This is a genomic window from Stenotrophomonas sp. 2201_Sma, assembly GCF_056486685.1.
Map to the genome: position 1 here is coordinate 18012 of NZ_CM151329.1, position 14329 is coordinate 32340.

Here is a 14329-nt window from a genome sequence, read left to right on the forward strand (position 1 = left end):
AGCAAGTGAGAGGTTTATCAGTCTACCGAAGCACGATTGAGCGGCTGCCACAGTTTCGCATTCTTAGCGGCCCACTCACAGAACACCAAGCGGCGATGCTGGGATTCGACGACCTTCCGCTCGCAGGCGCTTCCATTGTGCCAAGCGCCGAAGGACCCGCGACGTTATTCAATGCCCGAGGCAAAGAGATCATCCGAAAGGACCTTCCGATGGTCACCAAGTCTCGATCAATCAATACCTCGTGGAAGGACTGGCACGGACACACTCACCACGGTACTCAGACAAGATCCTATGAGACCTATCCCAGGGAATACGTTGCACCACCTGGTGAATTCCTCACTGCTGTAGATACAGACAGTGGTATCGCAATGGCTACTAGGATCATTGACCGGACGGAGCCAGAAGAGAGCATTGCAAACCTCCTCAACATCTACCTGGAATGCTTCCAACACTTCGAAATCGTTGACCCGGACCTCGCGGTGCCGGTCAGGGTCGAGAAGATCAACTGGCGCATTCTCTCTCCGGGGAAGTTCCCGTTCGATAGAGCGATGCAGGTATTGGATAGTTATCTGAAGCAGTTGACCGACAGCGACCGCGCAGTCGCTAAGCAGCGCATCCGGACCATCACTCGTCACGAGCCCGACTTCATGGCAGTCGGATTAGGCGGTTTCAGTGAGTACATCGTTTTTGGGTTCACGGGAAGGAATCGATACGTGTTCGAGAGTCCCGAGTCAGGCAATGCCACTTACATCTTCAGGAACGAGTGGGAGGCGGTGTCTCAGCTCACCAAACGCCAGATCCTTCAAGAGCAGCTGCAGGAGACCAGGATCATCCACACCTCGCGTTGGGCCGTAGAGGTCTCAGAAGCAATCCAACGGAAGTGAAGTGGTTGGGCAAAGTTTCAGAGGGGCGTAGCCCGAACCGGTACCCTGTGACCCACGCCATGGATAGCTACCTACCGATGCGTTTACTCAGGCTTAGAAGCTTAGACAGGAACTCCCAATGAAGCCAACCATCCTGGCACTGGACCTCGAAGGCACGCTCATCTCCAACGCAGTCAGTCAGATTCCTCGCCCTGGGCTTCACCGGTTCCTAGAGGATGTCCGATCGCAGTTCGAGGAACTTGTACTGTTCACTACGGTTCCCGAGGCACTTGCAAGAAGAATTGCCGGACTCCTGGCTAGGGAAGGCAGTGTTCCGGCATGGTTTGTCGAGCTTCGATACATCCACTGGTCTGGAAGGACAAAGGATCTTTCCTATGTCTCCCCCCACGTGGGTGAAGCCCTTCTCTTGGATGACCATGGCCCCTATGTGCATGATGGGCAGGAGAGACTGTGGGTCGAGATCCCGCTGTTCGGCTCCCCGTACTCGTCAGACGATGACGGGTTGCAGATCGCAGCTGAACGCCTGACCGATCGCATCATTGAACTGCAGAGTGCATCCGACCTCGGCCACATGATCGCCGATCATGGCTGAGCAGCGCGTTGTCTCGATGGCTCGTTGAAAGAGCGCGTATGCAGCGGCCGTCCTCTCGCACATTCGGCACAGTTAGGGATCAGCACGCGGGCAGCACTCGAGAAACTCTTTGATAGCGTCGCTCCGGAGAACCCGGAGACGGCCAACCAAAGGTTGCCAGCAATCAAAAGTGGTGCAGTGGCGTTGCGGCAACCTTACCTTTGCCGGCAGCAATTGAATCGGTAGCTCCAGGCGTACCCACTGCCCAGCCAACACGCTTCCCTAAAGAACGCGCAGTAGCAACCGCGGCGTCTCCCGATTGATGATGTCAACTCACTGCCAGCCTTGGGTAGCCATTGACCGCGCGCTACCGATTGCCGCGCCAAGCGGACACCAACATTGGTACTGAAGGAGCAAATCTAGCCTGCGCGACGAACGAACCCACCTCTCTGTTGCGCACTTCCCCCGTACCAGCGAGCAGGTCTTCCTTCACACCGAGCGTACCAGTAGGGTCACGATCACGCGTAAATATATGAATCAATGGAAGTAAAAAGTAGGCATGATTCTCATTTCAGTTGTTAACGTACCGTAAGGCTCACAGCAAAAAAAACTTTCCGTATACCTGATAGCTTTCGGCGCCATGGTCTATGACGTCGAAATATGCACCGCACGTGCAATCGCTTCGGAAGCGACAGGAATCAAGTGTGCGCAAGGCGTACCCTTACCCGAAGGCTTCTGCTTTTTGGTCAGCAGGTCTGATGGAACGATCGTTCAGCCCGCTTTTGAATTCTTTGCAGATGCCCATCTAACGATCGGTCCAAAGCCAAAGCTTGCCTGCAGCAAGAACACAACCGCAGCTATCGCGGCTGACCTCACCGACTTCCATCACTTTCTTGACGCAAGAAAAAAGCTCGTTTCCGACGTAGATGAGGATCTCCTCAGATCCTATGCGGACACCTTGACTGACCTGGACTCTGCGGTGACCTTGGATAAGCTCGCCGCCGCGACTATTCATCGAAGATGGTCGACCGTGACCAAGCTAATCGCATTCTGCGTGAAACGGGGATACCTGAGGAAGGCACCAGCGCTGCTGAGCAAGCAGACGAAGCGAGGAACTGTTCAAGTTCTCGACGTTGGCGTCGACCTTCCCGGGCTGAACGACGCTGACGAACTCATCACTGCGCTCCATCCCGAGACCGTCGTCGGTATTCTTGACGAACTAGGTCCAAACCCTGTGCTCGAGCGAAACGGTCTGGTTGAACTGGCATACGCAACCACGGCGCAGCGATTGATGGCTGAGCTTTGCTATCAAGCAGGACTGAGGCGGGCGGAAGTGTGCGATCTCAAAGCGAAAACCATCCTTCAGGCCCGTACGGAAGGGCGCGATCCTCTCACTGCAGTCGCCATCCCCGTGCTCGGGAAAGGTAACAAGAAGCGCAATGTTCCCGTTCCAGTCTGGCTACTCAACGCGTTGAAGCGCTATGCCAAAGGTGTTCGGCAGCGCCTCGTTGACCTCCGACTGGGATACCACAAGCTCGAGGATCACGGCGTCCTATTCGTCCTCGACGCAAACAACCGCAAGCATGCGGGCAATCCGATAACCCCGCAGATCTTCGACCGGCATTTCGCCCAGGCCAAGGACAGGCTGCTCAAACGGCTCTCCAAAGAGCGTGACCTGGCTCGCTACGAATCCACGCAGCGCGAGCGAATAACCATTCACGCCCTTCGACACACCTTCGCCTTGTACACGTACATGGAGAAGCGCGCAAACGGTGACATGGATGCGATCAAGTATGTTCAGTCGGTACTGGGACACAGTCTCAGGGATACGACTGAGTCCATCTACCTGCGAAGCGCGAACGCATTCGAGAGCGAAACCAGGGAATCGATCAGACTGCACCTTGAAGGTCAACCCTTTATGCGAATCGGCGTCGAGGCCTGACGAGTTGGAGCTCACACGGCTCCACGGCCAGCATACGCACTACTCCTCGCATGTGACCGACTCACCTTATCAAATCAGATTGAACACGGATTGGAGCGTTACGTGGCAGGAAGAAGATCCGCCCAGCTGCGGCACGCCGTAGTAGTTGAGGAAAAGGTAGGCAACACAAAGAAATGGGATGTCCGCGAGAGCGCTGGTCGCCTAGAAGTCGCGTTCAGGCGCGCCGGAGACCTGCGCGACAACATCGTTAATCTCAGCCGGTGGAAGGGCATAGGTGCAGCGGCACCGCTCTTCGCCGAGGCGTTCTGCCGAGCTAACAAGAACAGCAGGGAGACGACTAGATCCTCTTCAGCTAACAACATCGTGAGTGGCCTGGTGCAGTACCTAACCGTAAAAGGGGTAAAGATAAGCGGCCCAGACGACACTCCAATGGATCTCGGCGAGTCCTTTCTAACGTATCTGAAAGGTAGGGATACCACGCACCCGACAGTTCTCTCGGTGGAGACCCAGCGCCACTATTACGGGACCTTCAAGAAGGTCGTTCTTGCGCTGCACGAGATGGATCCACGGTGGAAGGTGATCCGTATTCCGCCAAAGCCGTTCGCAGGACTGCCACGGAAGAGCAAGCCGAAAGAGCTGGACCGTGCGGCTTGGGCCAACGTCATGAAGGCGGCGGTCGAAGAATGCATATCGACAATGGACGAAGTGTGGCCGCTTCTAGATAGGGTTCACAGTGCCCTCGCTCAGAAGAAAAAGGGCGACGCTGTATCGCTAAGCGATCCGGCAGAGGCAATTGCTCAAATATTGGCAAACTTTGACGGTCATCTTCCTCGCCAAGGCGCGGTTCACAAGCTCCCAGGCGTAGGAAAGATCAGCGAAAGCGAGTACTTCCGTCTGAGGAGACTAGCGCACCCGATCGGCGGCGATCTGATCCCATTCTTTCTCGTACTAGCCATGCACTCGGGCTTCAACGAGCAGCCACTTAGAACACTCACCCTGAATGGCATATCGGAGCACTACCCGCTTGGACAAAAGCGAACGGTGATCAAGTCCTCCAAGCGCAGGGCTGGAAGTTCCGCTCAGGGCGCGACACAGCGAGCAGCCTTCCCCGCTAGCGATCACCCGCTAGCGCCTGAAAGATTGATCAGTTTCGTTATTGCTTGGACCAAACGAATCAGAGACTACGCTGCTGGTGAGCTTGCCAATGACTTCTTCCTCCACGCAGTTTCCGAAGGCGGGCGGCACAAGCGCCGAGGAATGCACATCGACTCCTACTCAGCCAGAACCGACGACGTGACCACGCGGGTGACCGGTTACATCACGTTGTTCTGCAAACGAAGGGGGCTTAAGTACTCTGGCTCTCAAGCAAACAGGCTTGCGTTCTCCGAAGCGGTTGATGGGCTGACCGACGGCGACGCCTTCGAGCTCCGAGCAATGCTAGGCCATCGGCTACTGTCAACTGGTCAAGACAGTTACCAGACAACCACGATGCAGCATCGGCAAAAGGAACAGCTGGCAGGAGCCATGACCGCACAGGAGCGCTGGGTGACTTCAAATGGAAAGATCGACACACGCTCCGCCCGAAGTGATCGTGAGCAAACGGCAGCCACGCAGGGCTTCTGCTGTGCAGATCCATTCCAAAGTCCTCAACCAGGGCAGCGCCATGGAAAGCTCTGCACCAGCTATGGTTCCTGTCCTGCATGCCCGCTCGCCGCAGCTGATCCAAACGAAGCCTACGCGCTCGCGCGCTTTCTTCAACTGCAGGAGCTATACGAAGAAGCCAGGGCAGAGCTCGGCAGCGAGATCTGGAGGCGAAAGTTCGAGAATGCCTATCTCGCTCTCCGCGATTCATGGATCCCAGCAGTGAGCACAACTGCGAATCGACAATCAGCGATGATGATCATGCTGACGCCCCTGCCTGGACTTGAATAGTCCGGCTGTACCGCCACTAGCGAATCAATTCTAGAGATATGGCTATGCCCGCAGCAAGAAAGGTCGAAACAGCGCAGGCAGCGACCCTGCATCCTTCCTTCCAAGTTGACTATGACAGTGATGTCTGGACCTTTGCCCAGACCACGGTCGGCCAACAGAAGGAGTTTGTCACAGTTGACTGGGCAATCCCTGTGGCACGCGGAGAGTTGCTCACGGACTACAAGCACAGAGGACTGCTCTCTGAGCTGAAGTGCTACCTCAAGACCGCCATCATTGAGGACACCGTACGTATGACGGTTGGGTCTATCCCTGGCACTTACATGGGCATGAAGGAGCTGGTGAAGTTCATGGGAGAGCGGGAGATCCACTCCCTCTTCGATATCACCACGGCGATGAGCTGGGACTACGTCGAAGGTCTCGAAGAGCAGTACATGACGGCCCGAAGTGATGCCGGTCGAGACAGGGCGTGGACGCATGCGACCGCCTACAAACTCATCCATCCACTTACACAGATCTACGAAATCGCGGACAGCTTGCGCGCCAGAGGCGGACAAGCACCGTGCGAAGCGCCGTTTGACGGAAGAAAGACCTACGACGTCGTGACAGAGCCGCTCGGGCTTGCTCGAACGGGTGGATTGATGCCTGTCCCGGACGAGATCTCGGTACCGATTCTTTCCTACGCATGTGAATGGATTGAGTACGGCTCGGAGGATGTGATCAGACTTCAGGCTGAGGTCATCCCGATGCTGATCGACGCAAGAAGTGCTACGGGACCGAGACGAATCGCCTGCTTTCGTCAGATCAAACGGCACATCGAGGAGTTCCAGATGAGCCCGATCCCAGGGACACTGACACCCTGGCATGAGCCATTGGCCACCATAGATCGGATTGATGACGCTGGTGACGAGCGCGAGATTAGCGGAACTCAGGGCCTGAGACGCCTAATACTAATGACTCAAAGCGCATGCAGTGTCTTGCTGCAGGGATGCACCGGGATTCGAGCTCATGAGCTGATTGGCCTCTCCCTGGACCACGATCCGACGCTACAGCACGGTGTGGTCAAGTCAGTGACGTCGCTAGACGGACTAATGGAGGTGTTCTCCATCTGTGGCATTTCCGCCAAAAGGGAAGCGACTCGCCATGAGTGGACTGCCGGACTGCGCCCGTTGGGCACGAATCACCTGCCGATCGTGCTGAAATCCGTCGAGGTGCTGGTGCGGCTAATGGAGCCTTGGCGAGCACTATCGGGCACTAAGTCACTGATGCTCAGCTTCTCCCACGCCAAGTCCCTTCCATCGGGTCCCGATGGAATCGGCCGAATGACAGCATCCAGAAATTCTCTGCTGCAACGTGAGTTTGCCGTCGAAGCCCTCACGAAGAAGCGTGGCATCGAAACGACGCAAGCTGTTTACGAGGTGAGGTACCTACGCCCGCAGCGATGGAGGATCACCTTTGCGCACTATGTGTTCCGATCCAAGCCGGAACTAATGCCAGCGCTACGGACGCACTTCCGTCACATGAGCGAGCAGATCACGGATCAAGGGTACATTGGAAACGATGCGGCTCTGCTCGAGAACTTGGAAGGAGAGAGAGTCATGGAGACCTCTCGGTTCCTAGTTCAAATCACCCTCGGCAGGCCGATCGGAGGTGGACCGGCGCAGCGTCTTCTCATGCAGCATGCCGAATCAATGACCGAGGCACTGTCCAAGATGGACGGAGAGACGCCGATCGATAAGGCCGTGGCATACGTGAAACTCACCGACCTGCGGATATGGACAGGGACCTACGCAAGTTGCCTGATTGATATGTTGCCTGACCGTTCCAGCTGCAACCCACAAGCAAGCCTCCTCACTGTCCGCGCCTCGCCGAACTTCGGCCTACGGTCGCCCGGCCTGTGCGCGGGGTGCAAGTGCTGCATCATCCTGCCAGAGCATAAGGACTTTTGGGAGGATCGCCTCCTGAAAAATCAGGCCATTGTCCAGATGGAGCGGACCAACTCTAGGGATCAGTATTCCAAGATTGCTATGAGCCGTGTTGTTCAGAGTCGAGCAGTGCTGAGGATGATATCCAACGCTACCGGGGACGCTTCCGATCGTTCCGGCGAAAGTTGACGACATTTGCTCCATCGTCTCTCTTGGTACTCTGCTTCTGAAGCCGGGACACTGCGAGTTGGAGAGATGCGTTGTGGATGTTGGTCTTGTAAAGCAGAGCCTTCAACCTTGCGTTCTCAGCCTTAACCCTGGCGAGCTCTTCAGCTACTGAGCCTCGCCTCTCCTCCTCAGCCAGCTCCTGAATTTTAAGCCAGACGTGCCCAAGTCGAGCGTGCCTTGATCCAAAGCTCCCTCTATTTACTCCTGCCTCTGCCGCGACCGCGGTAGGCGTGATGATCCGATGACCTGCGGCCATCTTTGCCTTCAGCAGTTCATTGGTCGGGCGTCGCTTCACCAGGCGGTCAAGAGCGGCCAATGCCTTATCCTCTACTGAGTTGGGTCTGCTCATTCTGCTGTCCGCTGACGCATCATTGGTAAGCAGATAGCCTACGCCACCTTCGCCGCCCAATCATCTAGGTGGGACAAGGAGAACCTTGAAATCAATCCTGATGCAGTCGCTGCCCGGCGAGACCCACGTTCTTCAGACCCAGATGTTCAGCAACGACTTTGGGACAAGGTCCATTGTGACCATTGCAATGATGAAGCGCCGCAAAGCTTCGTGCCTGATAGGGCGCAGAATGGTTAGGTTGAGGCTATGGGGTCGGGGTCAGCGTTGGGGTACTGGAGCAGATCACCAGCCCTTTCGCACCACGCGTGAGGGCTACATAGAGGTTCTGCACGCTCATGCTCTCCGGATAGAGGACCACGGCAATGTCTGCCTCGAGACCTTTCAGAAGGAGAGTGCTGCCGACTGCTCTGCGCGCAATGGGGCGGCTGAGGTGACGATTTCGCTCGCGGGCATGAAGTGCGGCTCCTAATAGATCTTGCTCTCCGTTGATAACGCTTCGCATGGCTGATCGACAGCAGTGCAGAATCTCGGGCCGATAGACCCGAGTGCCTGTCTGTTCGGCCAAAGCGTCCACCAGCCGCAAGGCGCGCGTCATGGTCCGCTCGGACTCAAAGGCGACTGCCTCAGCTTCTACAGGAGTTGGAGGTGTCCTGGCTCTCCCTCTACGAATGGTACCGACACGCGTCACTAGATTCGCCGTGCCGACGCCCGTCATCATGAGAGCGGAGAAGGTGGCCAAGTCTTGCAGCGCACTAGGAGCCTGAAGATTGAATTGCCTGGCGAAGTTGACGAGGTCTCGCATGTCCACGGCTTCTACCGCCATTGCCCCAGGCGTTTGGCTGGTGAGTTGGTGGCGGCCTTGAACATTCATGGACTCGCCAATTACCAGAACCGTTCCTTGGCTACCAGGCGCATTGGTCCGTGCCGCAGTCAATCTTTGCTGCACTTCACTACCGGCAACCAGCTGGATCCAACGAACGGATGACGGAGCCGTAGTTAGATCAATGGGTAAGCCGGCCGTAAGAGCATGCCTTTGGGATAGCAGCCACTGGCCCAGCTCTTCATTACCTGCAATTTGCCAGCGCCAAGGGGTTCGAAGGCTACCCGCTGCTGGGAAGGACGATTGAACGTCTTGTTCCCAGTGAACCAGCCGATTTCCGCCAAATCCGAAGATGGCCTGCAGAGGGTCACCGAGGACGCACGTGGGCAAAAGCGCAGCGAGGGTGGACACGATGGAGTGCTGAACGGTGCTGCAATCCTGATACTCGTCAACCAAAAGCCGGGCGTAAGTGGCTGCGATGGGTGCAGCGATATGCCCCGAGTCCAAGAGTTGCCGGAATGATTCACGGATCGCGGGGTAGTCGCTACCCGCGTTGTTGAGCTCCAAGAGTTGGGGATGATGGCCACTGCGCGCCGGGAACTTGGCGATGAGACGCATAGCGAATCCATCAATCGTCGACAGCCGATAGGCAGAGCTGGGCACCCCCGCGCGTTTCAAGCGTGTCCTCAACGCGGTGACGCCAGCATTTGTGTGAGTCAGAACAAGGATCGGTCTGTTCCCAGAGTGGGATGCCAGCGCCTCGGCAATCAGCTGGGTTTTGCCGCATCCTGCTGGGGCGGTGATCGATCCGCGTTGGATAGCTAGCAGATCGATTTCAGGCAGCACGGGTAAAGGCCCAGAGTTGGTCTACTACTGCCTTGAAGCTAGCGTCCGCGTTTGCGTAGCCCCGAGAGACGATATCCAGGACGATTGACTGGTAAGTCGTAAGCGACTTGAACCAGCTATTCTTTTTGATACGGGAGACTTCGCCAAGCAGTACGCGAATATCAGGCGGATAGGGTGAATTCGGCCTCAGCGCTTCGATGGACGCCAAAGTTGTTAGACCGTTCGATTTGGCAACCAGCTGTTGGTTCATAAGATCTTCGCCAACACGCTCTTTAGCCTTCAGGAGCAGGGCATCAATCGATGTGTCAGGAAGGCAGAGGAACAGCTCGTCCTCCAACGTCATTCCTGCCCGCCAAGTCACGAGGCTGCCGCCTGATTGAAGATATGCTTCTGCAACACCTGGAGCGGCAGGTTTGTCAGCGTCTATGAAGACGAGGACTCGGTAACCCAGATCCATAAGCGCAGTCGCTCGGGCAAAAGCGTTGTCCGGAGTGCCTCCGCCTGCATTGACGTATGCACCACCTAAAGCCAAGAAAGAGGATTCTTTGCTGGCTACCCCCCATAGATCGAGGCCACGCACAAACCCTACCTCGCTTGCTCCCTCGCACACAATCACAGACTTCGCCAGAAAGGCCTCCGGGTCAGTGCGCAGCGTGCTTTGAATCTCGTCGGTCGAGCCAGCGGAAATGACGACATGGCCAGCCGGTCGTGGCCGAACTACAAGCAGCTGCTCACCTGAAAGCTCACGAAGTGCCACAGGGGAGTGTGTTGTGAGAAACGCTTGGAGAGGCGGCGGCGTCTCCTTGGCTCCCAAGGAATCCAGCAGCCGCATGAGCCGATGGGGCTCTAACCCATATTCCACCTCATCCACCAAGGCAATCGGCGCTGACTCCGCCGCGGCCCGTTGAAGTCCCGTCACCAAGAGTCGAGAAGAACCCGTACCAAGGGACCGAAGGGGGATGCCTGCCTCGCTGTGAAGCGCGATGGCGCCTTCGCCGATGGAGACGGAGTGCGAGTCGAGTAAGGCCTGCGGCATCGATCCGACGTCAACTCCAAGGCTCTGGGCAGTTGTCCGGACGATTCCGAGTGTCTGACTCAGGTGGGGCGATGCTTGAGCGCCAAAGTTGGCGCGCGCCTGACGCGCTGCTAGAGCGAGCTGGGCTCCCAATTCTGCGCGCTCGTCTGTTAGCCGGTTGAGCACCGACCCGCGGCTCCAAGATAAGTTGGAGCTTGTAAAGCTGCCGATGCGTGCCGGAGCTAACACGATGCGTTCTTTCCAAGGCAGGCTTCGTTCCAAGCCTTGTTGAAGCGACCTATCGGAGATCAGCGTCCAGCTGGGCTCAAGGTCCGCCCCGACTTGAAGCAGCAGCGTAAGCACTGTCTCCAACCCCGCGGCGGGTTCGTCTTCTAGGGTGTCAAATACCGAATCGAATCCTCGCAAGAAGTCGCCATAGACATCAATGTCCATCAGCGATGCCGGCAGTTCCCCGAATGTCACGGCAATACGAATGGGCTCTGAGACATCGAGGTCAAAAAAGTCCATGTCGCCGAAGGAAATGCTTCGTCGAGCACCCAAGCACAGGTCGATGGCATCGAGGATGGTGGACTTGCCACTATCGCCAGGACCGATCAAACAGTTGATGCCCGGGGCGGGCGACCAGTCGAGCGCCTTGATGGATCGAAAGTTCCGAATGGCCAAATGGCGAATTCGAGGCATGGGGCGTCCTGTAAGAGGCTTGGTCAACGGTCCGTGTAGGACGCAGACTGACACCAACTCCTACTACGCCCCTGAGGCAATCCTAGCCCTAAAGCGTTCTGCCAGTCATTGGCTCATTGGTGGAACTTGGCGCCACGCCGAGCTGCTTCGCGAACTTCCCTAACCTGTAACGCGGCAACACTGAGAGAGCGGTTCCAGGTCGCTTCTTCCGTGGTCACCTGCCCGCTTGCAGGCGACGGAGGTCCGTTCATCGCCAACAGCGGACTTCCCTGAGCGAAGGAAATTGGTTCGCGAAGCTGAATAGGCTTGAGCTGGTGTCCGCCCGGCGCGCGGCGGTGCTAGGATTCGGCCATGGACATCGGTCGGACAACCTTAACCGTCGGCGTCGCCATAGTCGCGGTTTCTTGCGGCGGGTCCCAGGGGCGCTGGACTGCCTTTGTCTATCCGCCCGGCGCGTCCACTCAGGAAGTCCGTCACGCTGTTTATGGCGATTACGACACCTTCGAGCATTGCCAGGCGGCTGCAATAGCCGCCCTGAGAAATAGCCCTCCACTGCCAGGGGCGCAGGAAGTGGGATCTTACGAATGTGGGCGCGCGTGTCGATATGACGTCGACATGGACTTGTACGTCTGCGACCAAACTCGCAAGTAGGTAGCTCCGTGCTCGCCGCCCGCCTGGCGCCTTGGTCAGCCTGGCCAGCGTGTGTGAAGTTGATCGATGACAAACCGGTGACGGTGCGTGCCATCCACGTCTCGGTGTGCCAAGAGGTGCGGGTCGTCCTCAGCAAGATGTTCGTGCTTATGCGCTATCTCCTCTGGATCGTGCGCCGGCCATCTGCGCCACGCGGCGACCAAACCGAGTGTGGCCAGAATCCCCAAGGCGGCCAAGGCAACATGCAAGCCGTAGCGCGCACCAACCCACCCGGCGAGTGGATAGGCGATCAACCAGCAAACATGCGATAGGGAAAATTGGGCAGCGAAGAGGAATGGTAGATCGGCGGACTCAGCCGAACGCCGCAGCAGCCGCCCGCCGGGGGTAACCAAGCCGGCATACGCCATGCCCAGCAGCGTCCAGGCCGGAATGACCGCCGTCCACCCGGGATGTCCCTTCAGGGCAAACCAGACGCCAAGGAAGGTAACCAGGACAACTGACATGAACAGTCCTGCAGCCAACATTACTGTCCGGTCCGAAATGCGGTCGAGAACCTTCGGAAGAAGAAGTGCGACCAGCATGGACCCGCCTCCGAAGGCCGCCAGCGCCCATGCAACCTGCTCCTCCGCCCCGCCCAGAACGGTGCGGACCATAACCACCGTATTGACGAACACCATCGCGCCGCCGGCTGCGGCGCAGAGGTTCAACGCGAGCAGGCCCTGCAATCGCGGTGTGCGGAGGTAGATTCGCATTCCACGGATGGCTCGGGCATAGGGACCGTCCTTGGAAGAGACCGCAGCGAGGGCCGGGAAGGTGGTGGACGCGACGAGCAGCGCCGAGAGGATGAAACCTACCGAGGTACCAGCGAACAGCCCGTGGAAGCTAATGATCGTCAGCAGTGCGGCAGCAAGCGCCGGGCTCAGCAGGCTTTCAAGGTCATATGCCAATCGGGAAAGTGAGAGCGCACGGGTGTAATCACGCTCTTCTTGAAGAATTTCGGGGATGGTGGATTGAAACAGCGGCGTGAAACATGCCGATGCCGACTGCAGCACAGCGATGAGGACATACACCTGCCAGATCTCGGTGACGAAGGGCAGGCAGACCGCCACAACCGCACGAACCAGATCGAGTGCGATCAGCACCCGCTTGCGCAGCCGTGCAGGGACCAACGCTCCTGAAACGGGCGCCAAGGTCACGTACACGACCATCTTGATCGCCAGCGCGGTGCCCAACACCGCTCCGGCCTGGCTGCCAGCGAGGTCGTAGGCCAGGAGGGCAAGGGCGACAGTCGCCAAGCCGGTTCCGACCAGGGCGACTATCTGGGCACCAAACAGGCGCCGAAACGCCGGGTGACTCAGTACTTCGAGCATGGGATTGTCCTGGTAGCAACGTTCTGACGGCACCAACCCGTGTGCGCCCTTTTGCCCGGATTCAGGGCAGAGGCGGCAGACAGGCGGAGTGTACGCCCACCACTGTTCGGGTCGAGGTGACGACCCCGCCGGAATGGCAGGGTCGTTGGCTAAATCCGAGTGGATTTACTTCTTCTTCGGAGCTGCCTGTGCGTCGCAACGTTCCTTCAGCGCCTTGGTCTGGGCATCCTTGAGGTCCACCTTGTACTTCGAACGGTCGGCAAGCTGTTCGCAAGTCGTCGGCTTGGCCTTGGGAGCAGCCGGGGGAGCCGGATCGGCATGGAGGGCAGGATCATGAGCGGATGCCGTGGTGAAAAGGGACATGCTGAAAAGCAGGCCGGCAATTACTGCGCTATGAGTTTTCATGTTGTTTCTCCTCGGGTTGGGTCGGCGAAGTGCCGGGTGTTACGGCTGATAGATGTCGGCTTGGTAGCCCACAAGTTCGATGCTCACGGTCACCGGCGTGTCGCTTCGGTTCTGCCAGTACCACCCATGAGTTCCTTCAAATGGCGCGACGAAGGTGCCGTGCGCCTCCCGCTGCGCAGCTTCGACGGCGTAGCTGGTCCATGCACCCTTCACGTCGGGCCGCTCACCATGCATATCGACTGCTACATCACCGGTCGCCTTCCAGCTGAACAGAATTCCCGCGCCAGCAGCCATGTGGGATTTGACCTCTTTGCCTTTCCCCGGCTCCAGCGTGATCGTCATCGCGTCCTGGCGAAGCTCACCGTTGGTGAGCGATACCGCGGCTGGATCAAGCGATTGCCCCTTGTTCGCCCCGAACGCAGCCGCAGCCTTTTCCGCCAAGGTGGTCGCTGCGTCCGATGCTGTCGAGGACGTCGGCGTAGCCGGGTCTGCGGCGGTGCTTCCGCCGTCTGCCAGGGCAGTCAGGCCCAGCGCTCGGCCGATCCCGGTGGGATCAATGCCGTACTCCGCCGGCAGAACGGCCGTAACGAGAAGCGCGCCGGCAATGGCGGCAGCGACAAGGGTCGACTTCAGCAGGCGGCCAGTCGTGGGAAGTGGTTGATTGATAGTGATTGACATGATGGGTCTCGGTC

At 57.8% G+C, this 14329-nt stretch carries 11 protein-coding genes; 5 read left to right on the forward strand and 6 right to left on the reverse strand.

The window, feature by feature from the left end; translation table 11 throughout:
• Nucleotides 1–95: 95 nt before the first annotated feature.
• From ACZLIF_RS00095 to ACZLIF_RS00115, 5 genes are all read left to right on the forward strand, one after another.
• Nucleotides 96–884 (forward strand): hypothetical protein, encoded by a 789-nt coding sequence (locus ACZLIF_RS00095; protein WP_254620664.1) that lies wholly within the window; start codon nt 96–98, stop codon nt 882–884.
• A gap of 118 nt (nt 885–1002) precedes the next feature.
• Nucleotides 1003–1476, forward strand: coding sequence for an NIF family HAD-type phosphatase (locus ACZLIF_RS00100; protein WP_021204601.1), 474 nt, complete (start codon nt 1003–1005; stop codon nt 1474–1476).
• A gap of 619 nt (nt 1477–2095) precedes the next feature.
• Nucleotides 2096–3397: a tyrosine-type recombinase/integrase gene (locus tag ACZLIF_RS00105; RefSeq protein ID WP_012478638.1), complete on the forward strand. Its 1302-nt coding sequence runs from the start codon at nt 2096–2098 to the stop codon at nt 3395–3397.
• Nucleotides 3398–3487: 90 nt separating this feature from the next.
• Nucleotides 3488–5329, forward strand: a complete 1842-nt coding sequence (locus tag ACZLIF_RS00110; RefSeq protein WP_021204602.1) for a hypothetical protein — start codon at nt 3488–3490, stop codon at nt 5327–5329.
• Between the two features lie 44 nt (nt 5330–5373).
• The gene (locus tag ACZLIF_RS00115; protein WP_478462237.1) at nt 5374–7440 is read left to right on the forward strand and encodes an integrase; all 2067 of its coding nucleotides are present in this window, start codon (nt 5374–5376) and stop codon (nt 7438–7440) included.
• On the opposite strand, the gene ACZLIF_RS00120 is transcribed toward ACZLIF_RS00115, so the two are convergent.
• From ACZLIF_RS00120 to ACZLIF_RS00145, 6 genes are all read right to left on the reverse strand, one after another.
• Nucleotides 7403–7828 carry a hypothetical protein gene (locus ACZLIF_RS00120; protein ID WP_125892599.1) on the reverse strand — a complete coding sequence of 142 codons (426 nt, stop codon included), beginning with the start codon at nt 7826–7828 and terminating at the stop codon, nt 7403–7405. The two genes, ACZLIF_RS00115 and ACZLIF_RS00120, sit on opposite strands and share 38 nt — an antisense overlap.
• A gap of 244 nt (nt 7829–8072) precedes the next feature.
• Entirely contained in the window at nt 8073–9494 is a 1422-nt protein-coding gene (locus ACZLIF_RS00125) for a UvrD-helicase domain-containing protein (protein WP_012478642.1), read from the reverse strand.
• Nucleotides 9484–11211, reverse strand: coding sequence for an ATP-dependent nuclease (locus ACZLIF_RS00130; RefSeq protein ID WP_005414983.1), 1728 nt, complete (start codon nt 11209–11211; stop codon nt 9484–9486). Before ACZLIF_RS00130 ends, ACZLIF_RS00125 begins: the two co-directional genes overlap by 11 nt.
• Before the next feature lie 686 nt (nt 11212–11897).
• The gene (locus ACZLIF_RS00135; RefSeq protein ID WP_005414984.1) at nt 11898–13232 is read right to left on the reverse strand and encodes an MFS transporter; all 1335 of its coding nucleotides are present in this window, start codon (nt 13230–13232) and stop codon (nt 11898–11900) included.
• A gap of 165 nt (nt 13233–13397) precedes the next feature.
• Nucleotides 13398–13637, reverse strand: a complete 240-nt coding sequence (locus tag ACZLIF_RS00140; RefSeq protein WP_005414985.1) for a hypothetical protein — start codon at nt 13635–13637, stop codon at nt 13398–13400.
• A 39-nt stretch (nt 13638–13676) separates the two neighbouring features.
• Nucleotides 13677–14315 carry a hypothetical protein gene (locus ACZLIF_RS00145; protein ID WP_012478643.1) on the reverse strand — a complete coding sequence of 213 codons (639 nt, stop codon included), beginning with the start codon at nt 14313–14315 and terminating at the stop codon, nt 13677–13679.
• Nucleotides 14316–14329: the final 14 nt, after the last annotated feature.